Origin of the sequence: Paenibacillus sp. KS1 (assembly GCF_001680695.1) — a bacterium.
Taxonomy (GTDB): Bacteria; Bacillota; Bacilli; order Paenibacillales; family Paenibacillaceae; genus Paenibacillus_B; species Paenibacillus_B suaedae.
Genome location: NZ_MAIS01000107.1, coordinates 1 through 19530 on the forward strand (window position 1 = coordinate 1; position 19530 = coordinate 19530).

17 protein-coding genes are annotated in these 19530 nt (G+C 48.1%); 15 read left to right on the top strand and 2 right to left on the bottom strand.

All coding sequences use genetic code 11. The features are described 5' to 3' along the window. The 15 genes from BBG47_RS30125 to BBG47_RS24640 all read left to right on the top strand — a co-directional run. On the top strand, nt 1-559 hold a 559-nt coding region (locus BBG47_RS30125), incomplete at its 5' end, for a hypothetical protein (RefSeq protein ID WP_217492523.1). 59 nt (nt 560-618) lie between these two features. Further along, entirely contained in the window at nt 619-951 is a 333-nt protein-coding gene (locus BBG47_RS24575; RefSeq protein WP_065293922.1) for a hypothetical protein, read from the top strand. Nucleotides 952-1276: 325 nt separating this feature from the next. Next, nucleotides 1277-1669, top strand: coding sequence for a hypothetical protein (locus tag BBG47_RS24580; protein WP_065293923.1), 393 nt, complete (start codon nt 1277-1279; stop codon nt 1667-1669). A gap of 248 nt (nt 1670-1917) precedes the next feature. Then, complete coding sequence (locus BBG47_RS24585; protein WP_065293924.1) at nt 1918-2223, top strand: hypothetical protein; 306 nt, start codon at nt 1918-1920, stop codon at nt 2221-2223. Between the two features lie 227 nt (nt 2224-2450). Beyond that, nucleotides 2451-3122, top strand: a complete 672-nt coding sequence (locus BBG47_RS24590) for a hypothetical protein (RefSeq protein WP_254659914.1) — start codon at nt 2451-2453, stop codon at nt 3120-3122. Between the two features lie 289 nt (nt 3123-3411). Next, the gene (locus BBG47_RS24595) at nt 3412-4590 is read left to right on the top strand and encodes an ROK family transcriptional regulator (RefSeq protein ID WP_065293925.1); all 1179 of its coding nucleotides are present in this window, start codon (nt 3412-3414) and stop codon (nt 4588-4590) included. A gap of 668 nt (nt 4591-5258) precedes the next feature. Continuing rightward, entirely contained in the window at nt 5259-6356 is a 1098-nt protein-coding gene (locus BBG47_RS24600) for an extracellular solute-binding protein (RefSeq protein ID WP_028532362.1), read from the top strand. A gap of 66 nt (nt 6357-6422) precedes the next feature. After that, complete coding sequence (locus tag BBG47_RS24605; RefSeq protein ID WP_065293926.1) at nt 6423-7502, top strand: ABC transporter ATP-binding protein; 1080 nt, start codon at nt 6423-6425, stop codon at nt 7500-7502. 59 nt (nt 7503-7561) lie between these two features. Then, on the top strand, nt 7562-9262 hold the full coding sequence (locus tag BBG47_RS24610) for an ABC transporter permease (RefSeq protein ID WP_065293936.1): 1701 nt from the start codon (nt 7562-7564) through the stop codon (nt 9260-9262). 114 nt (nt 9263-9376) lie between these two features. Then, nucleotides 9377-11917 carry an NEW3 domain-containing protein gene (locus BBG47_RS24615; protein ID WP_065293927.1) on the top strand — a complete coding sequence of 847 codons (2541 nt, stop codon included), beginning with the start codon at nt 9377-9379 and terminating at the stop codon, nt 11915-11917. A 137-nt stretch (nt 11918-12054) separates the two neighbouring features. After that, the gene (locus BBG47_RS24620; protein WP_065293928.1) at nt 12055-12819 is read left to right on the top strand and encodes a creatininase family protein; all 765 of its coding nucleotides are present in this window, start codon (nt 12055-12057) and stop codon (nt 12817-12819) included. A 3-nt stretch (nt 12820-12822) separates the two neighbouring features. Further along, on the top strand, nt 12823-14331 hold the full coding sequence (argH, locus tag BBG47_RS24625; RefSeq protein ID WP_065293929.1) for an argininosuccinate lyase: 1509 nt from the start codon (nt 12823-12825) through the stop codon (nt 14329-14331). Continuing rightward, nucleotides 14331-15323, top strand: a complete 993-nt coding sequence (locus BBG47_RS24630; protein WP_065293930.1) for an N-acetylglucosamine kinase — start codon at nt 14331-14333, stop codon at nt 15321-15323. Before argH ends, BBG47_RS24630 begins: the two co-directional genes overlap by 1 nt. 31 nt (nt 15324-15354) lie before the next feature. Further along, nucleotides 15355-16107 (top strand): PIG-L deacetylase family protein, encoded by a 753-nt coding sequence (locus BBG47_RS24635; RefSeq protein WP_065293931.1) that lies wholly within the window; start codon nt 15355-15357, stop codon nt 16105-16107. Between the two features lie 97 nt (nt 16108-16204). After that, nucleotides 16205-16789 carry a Uma2 family endonuclease gene (locus BBG47_RS24640; RefSeq protein ID WP_065293932.1) on the top strand — a complete coding sequence of 195 codons (585 nt, stop codon included), beginning with the start codon at nt 16205-16207 and terminating at the stop codon, nt 16787-16789. Between the two features lie 79 nt (nt 16790-16868). Here BBG47_RS24640 and BBG47_RS24645 read toward each other — a convergent pair whose 3' ends face one another. Further along, a complete protein-coding gene (locus BBG47_RS24645) occupies nt 16869-18317 on the bottom strand; it encodes a SpoVR family protein (RefSeq protein WP_065293933.1) in 1449 nt (482 codons plus the stop codon). Beyond that, nucleotides 18314-19468: a sporulation protein YhbH gene (gene yhbH / locus BBG47_RS24650; RefSeq protein WP_065293934.1), complete on the bottom strand. Its 1155-nt coding sequence runs from the start codon at nt 19466-19468 to the stop codon at nt 18314-18316. The genes BBG47_RS24645 and yhbH overlap by 4 nt, the downstream gene beginning before the upstream one ends. Nucleotides 19469-19530: the final 62 nt, after the last annotated feature.

Here is a 19530-nt window from a genome sequence, read left to right on the forward strand (position 1 = left end):
TAGCAGCCAGAATGTTGGTTGCGGTGGCGGTGGCAAGAAGGAAGGGCCGTACGAGGGGACGGAAAGAGGTAGGGTAGATTTATTAAGAGAAAAATATTCACACCTCTCACCAAATGAACGCTCTGCTAGGTTACAGCAATTAGCAGAAGAAAATGCTCACCGAATACTTCAAGATTTGGAAAACTCCATAGCTAGAGCTCACTTTGTGGAGAGACATGGTGCTCAAACAACATTACAATCTCAATATGACCGTGCGGCACAAGGAATTAATCCTACTACAGGAGTAGTTGATACTGACAGGAGAGGAATACCTCGAATACCAACTGCTGCAACAAAGTTTTTAAGTCATAGAGATCAAGTAAACATGATTCAACGCGCACAACAAATTTTGGATAATGCTGGAGATCCTCTGAAAGCTCAAGAACCGATCATTTTTGATCATATAATCGGTTCAGGATATCAGCGAGGAACCTTGGATTATGGAACATCACGCTCTGGTCAGGTATTTTTCAATAGAAATAATCAACCGATTACTTCATTCCCGATATGGGAACGATAAATGATTTTTAATTTTCGCAAATTTTAAAGAATGCAAAAAATGAAAGGGAAAAGCTATTTATGAGTCTGAAACCTGATAGCATTGTAAGCCTATTAAAATTTCTTGATTATGATTTTTTAACTGATGAACAATTCGATAAAATTTGTGATTTAGATATAAATAATCAGGAAGAACAATTACAGGTGATAAGGACTGTACTTGTTCCAGAATATTACGGATTAAATGAGAAAGGGCAACAAAGCATGAAAAAGGTCCTAGAAATGTGCTTGGAAGAAAAAAACCCGAATTTGGATAGGGTTTTTGTCTCGATAACTATGCCTTTTAAAAGTGAAATCGTGGACTGGAAAGCTTTTTTTAAAAATATTTACAAGGAGCTATTTGGAGAAAAATAAGGACTAATTCTGGATTCCGCTCCTCGACTGGTTTTGTGAACACCCGTAGGATGGACACTTTTAAAATGTGTCTCTTTCCTGCGGGTTCTTTGTGTATATAAGATTTGCAACCACGATAGGCTACAATATCCTATAAGGGTGGAGCGCCAAGGCCTCTATGCGCGCGGTCATGAGTTTCTGGCGCAAGTGGCCCACTACTACCTAGACACACGGCGGCACATTATGAATCGGCTGGAGGCATCGTCAACAGCTACGTATACGAAGGAAAGTTTGGGGAGTTTAGGGATGATAAAATAATTTGATTTGGAACTGGAGGAAAGAAACAATGTATGATAAAGATTTAATCAGAGATCTTTTAATAGACTCCACACACAGTATACAAGAGGCGAACACTTTTTTTCAGGAAAGACTTAATGATAAGGCATTATTAGATATCCTAGTTGAGTTTGCATTAGACGATTATTCTAGTGACGCCTCAATGACGGCTTCTTACTGGATTTCGAACTTTCAGGAGAATTTACTGCTTACAATTGAGGAAAAATTATTAATACTCCAAGACTACGAATTGAATAATATTTCTGTACATGCATGGATTGCACTTGGAAAAATTAAATCCAAGAAAGGGTTAATATATTTAATAGAAAAAAGAATATCACCGAAGTTAAGTTGGGAAGCAGAAGCTTTAAAACATCATCTAAATGAATGTCTTAAAGATTAGGCAAGTACTTGAGGGAAGATGACAATGATTCTGAAGAAGCGAAGCGTTCACCATTGTGACCGATTTCTATCTCGTGAGATTAGAGAGTTTAATGAAACAAGAATTCAGGGAACAACAATGATCGTAGAACATTTTAGGGGTCGCCCTACTTTGTCTTTTAATGAAGTATCTCACTGCAAAACAGGTTTCGGAACATGTTAATTCTGGGACAATTGTAGGTTTAGGCTGGATCCCCGGGAACCTATATATTGAAAATCAGAAGTGGGTATCCAAATGAAGCGATGCTTGACTCTTCAGATTATGTGCTGAGGCTGGGAATTAATGTAGACGGAGAAGAAGTCTATTTTAGAGATCTCTATGATCTTATGGATTGGACTAATAAATGCCCGAATGACCAATCAATACAATTAGAAAATGGGAATTACCGTATTACGGTTTACAGTGATTTACCGTATTCAGGATTTCGAGGAGATGGCCAAGAGATTTATCTTTACTTCGAAAAATTAGATGTTTTCCCTGCAATAAAATATAACGGTGTACCGACATTAGAGTAACAGGCTTCTAAAAAACTATTTAGAGTTTCTTCACAATAACTAACAGTTCAATAGATTATGAAAATAGAGACTAAGGTAGGTCTTCTCTCACCAAGGAAAACTCGACTATTTTCCCTCCTGGAAGACAGAATTGTAGGTATATTGTTATATTTAATCATCTGATCAAATGGTCAAAAGACTCATATGGTGATATATTTAGACAATATAATAGAGGAGGGAAATTGAGGATGAAGATGAAATCAATTGTAGTTCTAGTGCTCTCGGGCCTATTAGCATTTACGATTACAGGATGCAGCGGCAGTAACGAATCTAATCCATCTACTCAGGAACTAGAGAAGAAGATTGCTGCATTGGAGAAAGAGAACACCGAGCTTAAAGAAAAATTGAAGGCGGACGGGGAAACTGCAAAGGAACAGAGTGAGCCTGCCGACAAAGCGGATAAAGCACCTGAAGCAGCAAACCAAACGATTGAAGTGAACAAAGCGAAAACGATTGATGGCTTTGCTGAGCTGACAATTACGGGCGCTAAATTTGCCAACAAAATTGTACCATCAAAACCAGATAGCTTTTACACTTACTATGAAGTGAAGGATACCGCAAATACATATTTCGACGTTGTCATTAAGGTGAAGAGCTTGCTGACAACCGGCAAGGGATCGAACGAGTTTGTTTCCGTGAAGGTAGTGTATGACGATAAGTATGAATATGATCCGTTCACAACGATTGAGAAAAACGGCGGAAGCGACTTCACGTATACGAATATTACGGAGATTGAACCTTTGAAGACAGGCACATTGCACTATATTGCGGAGGTTCCTGCAGGGGTCGCAAAGGATAAAAAGCCGATTAAGGTCATCATCTCATGCAATGGGGAAGAATATACCTATACATATCGGTAAAACCGTGATCATTTCGTTTACAGCAGTCAATGTTAACCCGTTAGAAGCTCCCAATCCGGCAGGATTAGCATTTGCTGCTGATATCAATAATATTGATTAACAAAGTGCTTCCCCTATAGATCTAACAATCTATAAGGGGCAAGCTCTTATTTATATTCAGAATGAATATCATCATTGGGAGGGAAATAATTTTCATATTGACAATTTGTAAGCGTATACAATAAACTATCTCCAACAAGACTTTGTTAATAATTTTAACTAACTTAGATTGTGGAGGGAGGATGACGGATTGATTGGCAGAGGCCAGACGGGAAACGCAAAATTGGTGAAGCATATTAACCGTGAGGGAATCCTCCATCAATTACGCGATAATCCTCGGGTTTCGAGAGCCGATTTGGCGAAGTTAACAGAGTTAAGCCGGCCATGCGTCTCAGCGCTCGTCGATGAGATGATTATGGAAGGCTTGATCAGCGAGGTCGGATACGGTGAATCGAAGGGCGGCAGGAAGCCGATTCTTCTGGAATATAACTTTGATGCGTATGGTGTCATTGGCGCAGTATTCGAAGGAAGCACTTTGCAATTGGCGATTGCGAACCTGAAGGGGGAGCTGCTCGTCTCGCGCACGACGAATTTGCCGCATCCTATGGATGGCGAGATGGCAATTCGCAGCATTGAACAGGGATTGGACACCCTTCTCACTGCCAGCGGGTTTCCGAAGGAACGGCTGCTTGGCATGGGTCTGGGACTTCCCGGAATTACGCAGCGCAGTGCAGGAACGGTCAGCTACGCTCCCAGCACAGGTTGGATGGGGCTGCCGGTACAGAAGGAAATTGAAGAAGTACTGGGATTGCCTGTCGTTATCGAGAACGACGTGAATCTGATGACGCTGGGCGAATTTCATAAAGGCATCGGTGTCGGCCACTCCAATCTCGTCTATATGTACGCGGGAACAGGAATCGGCGCAGGCATGATTATAGACGGACAGCTGTATCGGGGAGCCAATGAGGCAAGCGGTGAGATCGGCTATATGATGATTGGCCCAATCGGCAATCAGGTCAAAGGCGAGTATGGGGTGTTCGAGCGCAACTACTCGGTGAGAGCCATCTACGAGAAAGCCATTCGCATTCTCCCATCCATCGGCCCAGACAGAAGCATTATTCAGCAGATTGTTGAGCTGGCCAACGTCGGCAGCGACGAGGCTCAAAGGCTATTCGACGATATATGCCGGCACTGGACTTATGGGATCGCCAATGTCACGAGCGTCATGGATCCGGCACTGCTCATCCTTAGCGGTGAAATGCTGCATATCGGGGACGAAGGCATTCGCAAAATACAATATTGGCTGAATGAATGGGTTCCATCTGTACCCATCATTAAGATGGCCACACTTGGCGATCAGGCGGGCTTGATAGGAGCCATTCACTGTACATTGGAGGCTTTCCCCTCCACGGCTAAATTTCAAAGGTAAACAATGATTTTTTCTCCAGCATGAATTGCTTCTCAGACAATGACAATTACGGATGTGCCTATATTCGCAACCAGCACAATACCGTCAGGTCAATTCTTCTACAGCGCAGAATCCAACAAGATAGATGCAGCTGCTCACACACGACAACAATTATGGAGTTCTACTACTCACGATTGATACTCACACGACAAATTCAACCTACACATCTTTCACATCAAATACAACGAATATACTCAAAATCGTACGACAATCACAATTACAATCACACTACACTCATACCACACTCATCAGATAGTAAAATGTTAATCATTTCACTATAGCAGCACAGAACGAGTCATAGCTAATTTTTTTTCACGATATCATCTCAGAACGATATAGAACTGTATGCAATTCCATAGTGGCAAACCGTACATAGCATAACGATTTCCTGCAACACAATGACCAAGTATATACGGATGTTTAGTTGGTCTAAGTAAGGGCTATTGTTCTGAACGTCAGCATAGCTTTGATCCATATAACCAACGAACGGGCTGTTGTTGAAGGACTACTACGTTGTTGCGGGATGCTGCATAGGAACATATCAACTCAGATTCATTTCGTCTATTGAAGATGAATTCATCCGATACAGCGCGAAACACGAATCAAAAATTTATGGTAGGGGGAACGTCATGAAGCAGGTAAAGGGGAAAGCAAAAACATGGTTGATGAGCTCTATGCTTGTCCTTGCGATGCTGGCAGTGACTGCTTGTGGAGGCGGCGGTGGGACTGCATCTGAGGGCGGTCAGCAATCCGGGGAGAAGTCATCATCGGGTAAAGAAAAGCTGGTTATCTACACAGCGAGAGACAAGAACGTCGTCGATGAGATTATCCCAAAATTTGAGGCGAAATACCCGAACATGGAAGTCGAAGTGCTCACGATGGGCGCACAGCAAATCTTGGAGCGCGTACGTGGGGAGAAGGCGAATCCACAAGCGGACTTCTGGTGGGGCGGCACACAGTCGTCACTGATGACTGCGGCAGATGAAGACCTGCTGGAAAGCGTGAAGCCAAGCTTCGCGGACAGCATTCCGGCATTGTACAAAGACAGTCAAGACCGCTGGTATGGGGAAATGCTGCTGCCTGAGGTCATTATGTACAATTCTCACGCGCTGAAACAAGAAGATGCACCGAAAGATTGGGACGATCTCCTTGATCCGAAATACAAGGACAAAATCATCATTCGCGGGGTGCTTGCTTCCGGAACGATGAGAACGATCTATTCTTCCATGATTTATAAGCAGGATGCGAGTGATCCAACGAAGGGCTTCGACTGGCTGAAGAAGCTGGATGCCAACACGAAGGAATACGCACAGGATCCGACTAACCTGTATTTGAAGCTGGCTCGTGAGGAAGGCACATTGTCCCTATGGAACCTGCAGGACATTATGATTCAGAAGGAATTGCAGAAGCAGCCGTTCGACTTTATCTATCCGGCCAGCGGTGCGCCAATCCTAGTTGATGGCGTCGGTGTCGTGAAGGGTGCGAAAAATAAGGAGTCGGCAATGAAGTTCTATGAATTCCTCTTCGACTCTAATTTGCGGGTAGAGCTCGCGGATAAGCTGTTCCAGATTCCAACACGGACAGACATCAGCAAGGATACGCTTCCTGCTTGGCTGAAGGGGTTGGAGCTGAAGCCGCTTGACATTGATTGGACGGTAATGGCACAGAAGGAAAAAGAGTGGATGCAGCATTGGGATGAGAACATCAAGGGGAAAGGCGCAAAATAATAGGCTCAGGCGGAGGCAATGTCCTCCGCCTGATTATGATCATTTCAGAGGCAGGAGGGAGCCAGCTTGATAGAGGTAGCACTAGATCATGTTAGCAAGCAATTCGGGAACGTCAAGGGAGTTACCGACGTAAACATCCGGATTCAACCGGGTGAATTCTTCACCTTCCTCGGCCCTAGCGGCTGCGGCAAAACGACGACACTGCGGATGATTGCAGGATTTTATTTTCCAAGCGAAGGCCGAATCGTGTTCGGCGATCAAGATGTCACGACACTCCCACCGAATAAGCGCAATACCGGCATGGTTTTTCAGAATTATGCTTTATTTCCGCACATGACTGTATTTGAAAATGTCGCATTTGGTTTGCAGGTGCGCAAGGTTCCAAAGTCAGAAATGATAGAGCGCGCCCATCGCGCGCTGAAGCAGGTTCACTTGGATGGGTATGGAAGCCGTAGAATTGACCAATTGTCCGGCGGACAGCAGCAGCGGGTTGCCTTGGCTCGTGCACTCGTGATAGAGCCGAAAATACTGCTTCTCGATGAGCCATTGTCCAATTTGGATGCGAAGCTCCGCGAGGAGACAAGGATCGAAATTAAGAGACTTCAATTAGAGCTGGGAATTACAACGATATACGTCACCCATGATCAGGCAGAGGCGATGGCGATGTCTGACCGCATTATGGTCATGCAGGGCGGGGTTGTACAGCAGATTGGAAGTCCTGAAGAAATATATAATCGACCCGTTAATCGATTTGTCGCCTCCTTCATTGGCGAGTCGAACCTGTGGGAAGGAACGGTGGAACGAATCGAAGATGGCGAAGCCATCATTCGCATAGCGCCAGACCTTCGTTTAAGAGGGCTTACAGCGAATGCTTCTGCCGACTGTTCACTGGAAGCAGGCAAGAAGGTATCACTGTCGATTCGTCCTGAATCGATTCGGGAGGCTGGCGGAGAAGAGACGGGGGACAATATCGTTACAGGCAGTGTAGTCATTTCTGAATTTACAGGAGTTAGCGTGAACTATGTGTCGCAGGTGGCGGATCAGCAGTTGAAGGCGATGTTCGTCAATCAAGGGCATCGGGTTCGCGGACGAGGGGAAGCAATCTCCCTGTTCATTCCGAAAGAAAGCATTTACTTCTTAGGATAGAGAGGGGATGAATGATGATAACGAACACACCTAACGCGCCACGGCCATCGAAGCCACGCATGGGCTTGCCCCGCCGCTCGGGGCCCATTACGCAATCGCCTTACTTCGTCTATGTGCTCGTAGCGCCGCTTTTTCTCATACTGTTGGCATATGTCGTTTATCCACTATTTCAAACATTCGTACAAAGTATTCAAGTCGAGGACCAATTCTCGCTTACGAACTACGCGCGATTTTTCAGCTTCGAGCATACATCTAATCTGGAGGCACTGTGGACCAGCATTTATATTTCCGTCTTAAGTGTGATTACGTGTGCAATCGTGGGTGTAGCCATGGCATTTCTGTTGGAACGCTACGAATTTCCCGGCAGGAAGGTGCTTGCTGTCCTCGTTCTCGTTCCAATGGCACTGCCTCCGCTTGTTGGCGTACTGTCGTTCACGTTCTTGTATGGCGAGAGCGGTATCATTCCACGGGCGCTTAAGGAACTGCTTCATCTCGAACAAGTACCCTTTTATTTAAAAGGGATCTGGGGCGTTCTGGTCGTACATACGTTTACGATGTATACCTATTTCTATATGACGGCGTCGTCTGCGATTCGGGGTCTAGATCCTTCGCTTGAAGAAGCAGCCGCAAGTTTAGGAGCAGGCAGATTGTACATCTGGCGGCGAGTAATTCTGCCGATGCTGACTCCAGCGCTTGTGGCCTCGTCACTGCTTGTATTCATGATTGCGATGGCATCATATACAGCTCCGCTTATCTTCGGCATCGAACGGACGATGACGATGCAGATTTATTTGTCGCGTACGAATGGCAATTTGGATATGGCTGCTGCACAGTCGACGATTCTATCGGTTGTGTCGATTGTTTTCTTGCTCGTGATGCGCTGGTATCAAGGGCTGCGCAACTACCAGAACATGAGCAAGGGCATCAGTGTCCATCGCACAGAGGTCAAGAGTGCGGTCGGCAAATATGTTGCGATGATTTTGTCCATTATCGGCGTCATTATTTTGCTGCTTCCCATCTTCGTGCTGGTGTTGATTTCATTGTCTACGAACGGCACTTGGACGACGCAAGTATTGCCGCCTGAATATACATTTGAGCATTATATCAAGCTGTTCACGGACAGCAAAACATGGCGGCCTATTGCAAACAGCTTCCAGATGAGCTTCGTCGCAACAATTGGGAATGTCATCTTCGGCGTGGCAGCTGCTTATGCGATGGTTCGCTTGAAGTTTAAAGGGAAAACGCTGCTTGATGTCTTAATTATGCTCCCATGGGCGCTGCCGGGTACTGTCGTTGCGGTCAACTTGATTGCGGCCTTCAGCGAGCCCAATGTATTCAGCTTCAATCAAGTGCTGATCGGTAGTTTCTGGATTTTGCCGCTAGCTTACTTCGTGCGCCACCTGCCGCTCGTGTTCCGTTCTACTTCGGCAACCTTAGTGCAGATGGATGCTTCTGTGGAGGAGGCGGCACGCAATCTAGGCGCATCGTGGTGGTACAGCTTCCGCAGAGTTGTGTTCCCGATGGCATTAAGCGGGATATTGGCGGGTACGCTGCTCGCCTTTGTGCAGGGGATTGGGGAATTCGTATCCTCCATTCTGCTCTTTACTGCCAAGAGCACGCCGCTGTCGGTCGAAATCTTCCAACGGATGTATTCATTCGAATTCGGCACGGCTTGTGCATATGGTGTTCTTCAAATTGCATTGATCATCATCGTACTGTTCGTATCCCGCAAAATAACGGGCGACAACACGGCTATATAATCATTGGTCATTGCGTGGGAACCGCCTAGGGGTTCATCAACCACGTTATGATATACAGCTGGAAAATGGCCATTTCCAGCTGAATAACTATTCCACCATTCGAGGAGGGATTTGATGATCAAAGGTAAGTCGGCCTCAAAGTTCTGTTCCATCGTATTAAGCGTTGTATTGGGAAGCAGTGTACTGCTGTCCACGCAAGCCGAGACCGTATCAGCGGATCGGGGGATTGTTGATTTATGGAAGTCAATCAAGCCGCTGACGACGATCGCAAGTGCGATGAACACGGGAGCTCACCCTGATGATGAGCACAGCGCGACATTGGCGTACCTTTCCCTGGGAAGAGGAGTCAATACGTCAAGCGTGATCGCTGTGAGAGGAGAAGGCGGACAGAACGAGATTGGAAGTGAGCTCGGAGCGGGCCTTGGGGTCATACGAACTCGGGAACTGCAGGAAGCATCCAAGATCACGAATGTGACATTGGGAATGCTCGGCGAGCAGCTTAATGATCCAATCTTCGACTTCGGGTTCTCGAAGAGTGTAGAGGAAACGCTGGAGAAATGGGGGGAATCTGTTGCGTACGAGCGCTTAATTCGCAAAATACGCGAGCTTCGCCCAGATGTCATCATTCCTGCATTCTTGAATGAAAACTCTACACATGGTCATCATCGGACGATTAACGTGCTTACGGTGCGTGCGTTCAAGGACGCAGCGAATCCTGAAGTATATCCTGAGCACCTGAAGCAGGGGCTTCAGCCATGGCAGATCAAGAAGCTGTATTTGCCAGCGAATAACAAGGATTACACCGTGAGAGCGCCAATTGGGGAGTACAACTCCATCTATGGGGCCTCTTACCTGCAGCTTGGGGAAGAGTCGCGCTTCATGCACAAGAGCCAAGGGATGGGAAGAGTGTATGACGAAGGGCCTGCTCAGGGGGACAGCTACTATAAGCTTGACCTGAGCACGGTAAAGACGAAGGAGAAGGAGCAAGACCTCTTCGACGGCATCGCATTCACCTTTGCAGATTTGGCGAAAGAAATTAGTGTGAAGGGCAAGGAAAATAAGATTGCGAAGGATTTGCAAGCTCTGCAGCAGGATGCAGACAGGATTGTAGCGGCTTACCCAAGCTTCGCCAATGTCTTGAAGGAAGTCCACGGCATGAAGGCAGACGTTCAGACTGCACTTGCCGATGTGAAGAAATCCAGCTTGGATGCAGCGGCGAAGGAGGATTTGCTCCATCGCCTTCATGTGAAGGAAGAGCAGTTGAACAAGGCGAGTATGGAAGCGGCATCTGTCGTGGTGAAGGTTAAGCCAGATGCCAACGAACTTGTGGCTGGACAATCGACGAAGGTAACCGTAACGGCATTTAATGGCGGTTCTACGAAATTAGACAACGTGAAGCTTAGCCTGAACGTGCCTGCTGGATGGACAGCGGCGCCTGTGGACGCGACAAGCTTTGGGCAGCTTGGCTATAACGAGACAGCTTCAGCTGTATTCGAGGTCAAGGTTCCGGCAGATGCACCGTTATTCAAGCCATACGAAGCTTCGGTATTCAACGCGAAGGTAGTATATGAAGCATTCCGTACCGTGACGTCCTTGCAGGAGACACCGCAAAATGCAGTGGCGGTACTGCCTCCGTACTCGATGACGCTCAGCCCGAGCGCTACGATTCTGAATACGCTCAAGCCAGGCGAGCCAATCCCGGTGAAAGTAACGGTGAAGAATTATACGCCAGGAGCATCCAAGGCGTCGATTGCACTGCAAGTTCCACAGGGCTGGACAGCCGAGCCTGCTGCAGAGGAGATTAGCTTTGCAGCGAAGGGGGAGACAAAGTCTGTTGCTTTCTCAGTTAAGGCAGCGTCTAACGTAAACCCAGGAAAGTTCACGATTACAGCGGTTGCGAAGAACGGCGATGTACAGAGCATGCACGGGACGCAGGTTATTCAATACCCGCACATCGGGAAGACCTACATCGTGCAGCCGGCAGAGCTTCAGATTCAAGCCTTCGACTTGAAGACACCAGAGAAGTGGAAGGTCGGCTATGTGTCTAGCGGCTTTGATAATATCGATCAATATTTGCGTCAAGTAGGCGTCAACGTGGTCAATTTGGATGCGAAGGAAATTGAGTCGGGAGATCTCTCTCAGTACAACGCAATTGTGCTTGGCATTCGTGCCTATGCGTTCCGTCCAGAATTGATTCCGAGCAACCAGCGTTTATTGAATTATGTGAAGAACGGCGGCAATCTGGTCGTTCAGTATCATAAGCCAGAGGATAAATGGTCGCCAGATCTCGCGCCGTATCCAATTAAGATTGGCTCGCCGCTCATTCAATGGCGGGTAACGGACGAGAATTCCAAAGTCACAACACTTGCACCGGAGCATCCAATGTTCAACGCTCCGAATAAGATTACAGATCAGGATTGGAACAATTGGATTCAAGATCGTTCGGCTTATAACCCTTCGGAGTGGGGCAAGGAGTATACGGAGCTCATTTCCAACGGCGATCCGGGCGAGAAGGAGTTCACAGGCACATTCCTGACTGCGAACTACGGCAAGGGTGTATATACGTACAGTTCACTCGTGTGGTATCGCGAGATTCCGGCATTGGTTCCGGGATCGATCCGCATGTTCGTGAACATGATCAGTCAGCATCAATAATGGCATTACTTAGTCGCAATTGTTCAGTTGGATAGATTCATCTAGATTCATCAAGTGCCTTGCACATCAGAACATCGGTGGGGGGCTCCTTCGGGACGTCTCCCCAATCGATGGAGAAGCGGAGGTATAAGGAGTATATGAATGTAATCGGAGTTCACGGACGGGAGCTAGATCAAGTGATCGGGAATACACAGTTCGCCGTTGTCCCTCTCGGATCAGTCGAATACCATGGCCCACATTCTCCACTCGGGACAGATATCATATTGGCGGAAGGCTTCGCTTGGAGGATTGAACCCTCCCTTCAGCCGCTCGTGTATCCAGCAGTTCCGTTCTCAGCATGCCCGGGGAAGACACAGCATTATCCTGGAACGATCTCGGTTCGTCCTTCCATTTATATCGATTATCTTACCGATGTTGTTCTGGGGATATGCAGGCTTGGAATCCGCAATATTGTCCTGCTGAACGCTCATGATGCCAATATGGGGCCTTCCCGAACCGTTGCTGAATCCGTGACCGGAGCCTACACGGACGCCAGCTTCCTTCTTATTAATTGGTGGCAGATGGCGAGTGTTGAGTTCACGCAGCAGAACGGCTTATTCGGGGGGCAGGCTGGAAGAGGGCATGGCGGGCCTTATGAGATGTCAGCCGTGAAGGCGCTGCGCCCAGACCTGGTATCGGTGCAGGATACGGACTTGGAATTAGATTCGTGCCCTCCTTTATCTTCGCTGCCATATGTACTTGTGGAAGGATCCCCTCTGGGATGGGATGGATATACCGGACATATTCGTAAGACCTCCATGGAAGCGGGGCATTTGATCGTTGAAGAAGCAAGCCGGAATATGAACCAGTTGATTCAAAAATGGCTGGATATGAGAATGAAGTCGAACAAGGAGGCTTACTAAGCTATGGGATATCGTGAGAAATGGATGGAAACGGAAGGGACTACTTTCCCCGGCAAGACCTATACGGAGGTTGTGCTTGAGCCTGCATTTAATGAAGCGAAGACTCATCTGCTCGGCCCGATGATGGCAATCAATAAGGCACATCTAATCATGCTGGAGAAGCAGGAGCTTATTACGCATGAGCAAGCGGAGACCATTGCGCAAGCCATCCGTGCTCTTGACCTTGAAGCGCTTAAGCAAGCAAGCTATACTGGTCAGTTTGAAGATTTGTTCTTTCAGGTGGAGCATCAGCTGCTAGAGCATGCCGGCGACATTGCTGGCAACCTGCACTTGGCCCGGAGCCGCAATGATATGGGGATTGCAATCTATCGAATGGTGCTGCGGGAGAAGCTGATCGCCACGTTGTCTTCGGCACTCCTGCTCAATGAACAGCTGTTGCTGTTCGCGAAGGAGCATCAGGATACGCTCATGATCGGCTATACACATACGCAGCAGGCGCAGCCAACGACACTCGCACATTACTTCATGGCCGTCGTAGATTCACTTAACCGCGATATTCGGCGAATGATTGCGGCCTACAAGAACTGCAATCGGAGCAGCATGGGGGCTGCGGCGCTCACAACATCAGGCTTTGCGGTTAGCAGGGAGCAGATGATGGAGCTGCTCGCATTCGACGAGCTTATCGATAACTCCTATGATGCAATCGGGGGAGCCGACTACTTGGGCGAAGTAGCGACAGCGATCCAGCTCGCGGCGATCAATCTGGGCCGTGTCGTTCAGGATATGCTGCTGTGGTGCACACAAGAGTTCGGCGCGCTTAAGGTAGCTGCACCTTATGTACAGATTAGCTCTATCATGCCGCAGAAGCGCAATCCCGTGTCGTTCGAGCATATGCGGGCTCTATTGTCGAGCTGCGTAGGCAATACGAATACGGTGCTGTCGATGATTCATAATACGCCATTCGGAGACATCGTCGATACGGAAGATGATATGCAGCCTTATGCGTGGAGAAGTCTTGCGATTATGGATAAAATGTACCGCTTGTTCGCTGCGGTCATCGGTACAATGGACGTCAACAAGGAGATGCTGCGTGAACGGACGCAGGGCAGCTTCGCAACCGTAACGGAGCTTGCGGATACACTTGTTCGAGTCGATGGCTTATCCTTCCGCAAGGCTCATCATATTGTCAGCGATGTCGTGAAGCATTCCTTGGCGCAAGGGTTGGCGGCCAATGAGATCACACTGTCTATTGTCAATGAGAGCGCCCGTCAACATATTGGTAGGGTTACATCGCTCACAGAGCAGACGCTGCGTGAAGCGCTAGACCCGGTGCATTTCGTCGAGATTCGTTCCTTGCCGGGCGGGCCGAGTCCGAAGGAGATCAGCCGCATGATCGAAGTGCGCATGAAGGATCACAGCGGATTTGCGAGCTGGCTGGGACAAGTGGAAGGCAGCATACAGGCAGCAATGAAGCATCTGGATCAAGTCATAACAGAGTGGAGCGGGTGTTGATGGGAACCTACAGCATTCCTCTGCTTGCGGTTGATGGTGGAGGTACGAAATGTCTCGTTAGGCTGCTCGATAGTGAAGGAACTACGCTTGGGGAGGGTAAGGGAGGATCTTCGAACTATCAGGGAGTCGGTGTGGATGAAGTTGTACGAGCGCTGTCTCAAGGGATTGAAGCGGCGCTGCGTGACTACTGCCGCAAGCAGGAGTGTAGTGCGACTTATGAGGCAATTGCAATCGAATGTGCCGTATTTGCACTTGCTGGATTAGATACGGAGCATGACCGTCATATCATCACGGGCCTTGTACACGAGGTATTGAAGCTGCTGCGTATTGAGGCAGAACATGTCATTGTGGAAAATGATGGCTATGCTGCCTTGCTCGGAGCGACAGGAGGGCAGCCAGGGTTGTTGGTGATTGCCGGGACAGGCTCCATAATATTCGGAATGAATGCTTACGGACTGACCGCAAGAGCTGGGGGCTGGGGCCATCGGATCGGAGACGAGGGGAGCGGGTACTGGATCGGCAAGGAAGCATTGCGAGCAATCATGAAGGGGTATGATGGCAGAGAAGAACGAACGAGACTCGGGGAATGGATTCTGCTTCATCTTGGATTGAGCAATGAAGAAGAACTGTATAATTGGACGTACGGCGAAGAGTATTCCGTTGATAGGGTAAGTGGACTGGCTGAAGTTGTAACCCGCGCTGCCATTGCCGGCAATCGGGAAGCGTCACGAATTCTCGTAGCGGCAGGTGATGAATTATTTCATGGTGCAGCAGCAGTCATGAACCACTTGTCCTTGGTGGATACTCCGTTTACAATGATTCTACAGGGTGGTGTTCTGCGACATGAGGGACACGTTCGCAATCGCCTTATGCATAAGATAGAAGCATATGCACCGAAGGTATCCTTTCATGAAGCATGCAAGGAGCCTATTGACGGCGTAGCTTCTATGGGTGTTGCCTATTTGCAGAAGAAGATGCTTGCCCGAACATAGGAAGATTTGAACAGCAAGGGGCTGAAGGAACATGAAGAAAAGATGGCTATTCGTTTTCGCCCATCCCGACGATGAGACCTTCGCAGCGGGTGGGACGATTGCCAAGCTTAGCAGTACAGGTCATGAGGTATATTTGGCATGCGCCACATCGGGATGCAAGGGGAAATCCGGCGAATTCCATTTTTCTTCCCGCGAAGAACTTGCCCGGTTTAGAGAACAGGAGATGCGCAGTGCCTGCTCGATTTTGGGTGTAGCCGATATTACGCTGTATCTTTATCCTGACGGCGGACTGCAGGAGATAGAGCCGAGGAAGTTGGCGGAGCGTATCGCTTCGACGATTGTGGAGCTGCGGCCGGACGCAATCGTGACCTTTCCGCCTGATGGAGTCACAGGACATCCCGACCATATCGCGATATCCGCAGCGACGCTTATGGCGGCGGAACTGGCGGAGGCGCATTATCCAGTGGATAAGCAGCCATCGCTCTATTATACGTCAATCCCGCATTATTACGATTACTGCAAGGATTCGGGTCCGAAGGACAAGTGCCCCATTTCAGCACGGATTGATATTAGCGATTATCGCGGGCATAAAGGGAAGGCGCTTCAGGCGTATCGCAGCCAGATTTACTCCGTGAACCGCGCCTATCCAGGCGTTATGGAGGATGATTTTTCCGTCATTTGCAATTATGAATTTTATACGTTAGTTCGCGAGAACGGTCAGCCTAGACAGGAGAAGAAGGCTCTGCCGCTGGATGAGCTGCCGATGCTGGATTTGATTGACTAAAGTCTAGGATCTGTATTGAGCTTGAATCTAATGTGATTGGCGGTATGAGGAATATTCAGGTTGTCGATGATTACATGTAGAGCATGGAACGATAAAAATGGCAAGGAGGTTGCGTGGAGTGACTAGACCTGATGAAAATTGCACCTATTCCTATCAAGATTGGTTGACATGGGAAGGAGCATGGGAACTAATTCATGGTAAAGCATACAATATGACGCCATCTCCAAACTCAACCCATCAGTTTATTGTCGGCGAGCTCTATTATGCGCTTCGCTCCTTTTTCCAAAATCGAAAGTGCTATGTGTTCGTAGCACCGCTTGATGTCATGTTCAGTGAGCATTCGGATTATGATTCTCCGGAGCATGTTGTACAACCGGACATCTCGGTCGTATGTGCGAAGGAACAAGTATCGAAGCAGGGCTGTCACGGTGCTCCGAGCTTACTTGTTGAGGTACTATCTCCTTCGACAGCCTTGAAGGACTTCAATGAGAAGTTCAACTTGTATCAGAAGTATGGTGTTCAGGAATATTGGATTGTCGATCCCGGAAACCGTACCGTTCATGTGAACACCTTGCAGGAAGGTGTGTACTCCATTCGCAGCACGTATACAGAGCAGGATATCGTTCAGTCGATTCTTTTCCGTGAACTTCAGATTCCATTGCATCAACTATTCAGCATATAGATGATCACAATACAAGAAGCTGGTCCCCTTGAATACAGGAGGGCCAGCTTCTTTGACTTAGCGGGATTATTTCAAACCTCTAAATAAACTTCCGTGATACCTTCTTGCCATCGTAGGTGAACAGGACCTGCTTGTCATCGACGGTCGTCTCGACGTGAACCGGCTTGCCCCACAGGGTATATACATAAGGCAGGGTACGTTCGACGTATTTCAAATCCAGCTCCACGGCTTCATATTGGTGTACGAGATAAAGCTCGCCGGAGCGCTGGTAGTCGCCATCCTCAACTGTAATGTAGGGGAAGCCGCCGTTGACGCGTGAATAGACGAGCTGATCACGGATGTTCTCCCACGACTTGTCGGTAATTTTCCACTCCGGCCCCTTTTTCTCAAAGATGTACAGATCCAGCTCCTCGGTCAGCTTCTTCGTCAAATAATTGCGAAGGAATGACTGATCCGATTCCAGTTCACGCACTTCAAATATTTTGGCCCGGCCCTGACCAGATTGACGTCCATACCGCTCTTGCTCTTCCTTCGTTGGCTCATCCCAGCGCTTCTCAATATCCTCGAACAGTTTGATGCCAAGGTAATAAGGGTTCAAGCTATGACGCGATGGCTGTACGACAGAACTGTTCAGCTTTGCATACTCGACTGTTTCTTCGCTAGTAAGATCCAGCTCACGTATAATCCGCTGATGCCAATAGGAAGCCCAGCCCTCGTTCATAATCTTCGTCTCGATCTGCGGCCAGAAATAGAGCATCTCGTCGCGCAGCATGGACATAATATCGCGCTGCCAATCTTCAAGAACAGGCGAGAATTGCTGAATGAACCAGATGATATCCTTCTCCGGCTCCGGTGGGAAGGGGCGATTGGCCATGTCATGCAGGCTGAACTTGGATGACTTGGAGGCTTGGCTTCGTTTGTCTAACTCCCACAAGTCATCATACCGTCCTGGCTCGCTTGGCTGTGCCTCTCGCAGCTCGCGGAGCTTCGCCTCCATATAGCGTTCCTTATCCAGATTGCGCGGCTTGATGACATTTGGATCGATATGCTCCTGAATGCCGAGTACAGCGTCGATGAAGCTCTCGACCGCCTGGGTTCCATACTCCATTTCATATTGATTGACACGTTCAGCCGTGACGGACATGCTGTCTACCATATTGCGGTTCGTGGCTGAGAACCGGGCGTTATTTTTGAAGAAGTCACAGTGGGCAAGCACATGCGCTACGATCAACTTGTTTTGGATAAGTGAATTGCCTTCCAGCAGGAAGGCGTAGCATGGATTGGAATTAATGACGAGCTCGTAGATTTTGCTTAACCCGAAGTCGTATTGCATTTTCATCTTGTGAAAAGTCTTGCCGAAGCTCCAGTGGCTGAAACGTGTGGGCATACCGTATGCTCCAAAGGTATAAATGATGTCGGCCGGGCAGATTTCATATCGCATCGGATAGAAATCGAGCCCGAAGCCTTCGGCGATTTCGGTAATTTCGTCGATGGCATACTCCAGCTCCTGCATGTTATTTGCACTCATGTACGGCTACCTCCCGGCTGTTTTTTGAAAAAGTGCTTCAGCGCCCGGTACACCTCTCCCTTTTCCTTAATGACGTAGTGCATAAAGTTGGGCAGCTGGATATTGCGGTAAGCCGACATTAGGGTGCTGCTGCGGTTGTATTGGTTTACCTCACCGTATCCGAACATGTTGGCCTTCTTTAATATTTGGCCAATAAGCTTCACACAGCGATCGTTATCGCTCGTCAAGTTGTCACCGTCTGAGAAGTGGAACGGATAAATATTGTAGCTGGACGGTGGATAGCGTGTATCGATAATCTCAAGCGCCTTCACATAAGCGGATGAACAGATCGTGCCGCCGCTCTCTCCGCGTGTAAAAAATTCATCCTCGGTTACTTCCTTAGCCTCGGTATGGTGAGCGATGAATACCAGTTCTACCTTCTCGTATTGCTTGCGCAAGAAACGCGTCATCCAGAAGAAGAAGCTGCGCGCACAATATTTCTCGAAGCTGCCCATCGATCCCGAGGTATCCATCATCGCGATAATCACGGCACTTGATTGGGGTTTAATAATTTCCTCCCATGTCTTGTACCGCAGATCGTCAGGACTAATGTGATGAATGCCAGGCTTGCCAGTGAGGGCGTTGCGCCGCAAATTTTCGAGGATCGTCCGCTTTTTGTCAATGTTGGACATGATGCCCTTCTTGCGAATGTCATTGAATCGAATGTCGGTAACCTCGACTTCCTCCTTATCCTTCTGCTGCAAGTTGGGCAGCTCCAATTCATCGAACAGCAGGTTTTCGAGATCTTCGATACTGATCTCCGCTTCAATGATGTCGGCACCGGCTTGATCGCCTGCCTGCTTGCCTTTGGCTTGACCTTGTGAGCTGCTGTCCGTGCCGAGCACATCCCCAACCTGACTGTCTCCGTCTCCTTGACCGACGTGCTTCTTCTTATTGAAGTTATAGACGAATCGGAATTCGTCCAGACTGCGAATAGGGACTTTAATGATTTGTTTGCCATCTGACATAATAATGTTCTCTTCAGTAACGAGATCGGGCAGATTCTGCTTTATCGCTTCACGCACCCTCTGCTGATGGCGTGCTTGATCTTGATAGCCTTTGCGATGGAGCGACCAGTCCTCGCGGGACACAATGAACGTCCGTTCGTTCAATGGCTGACACCTCCTGTTGGACGTATTAACTAATAGTTCGTGTTCAAAAAGGCCGGTTTTCA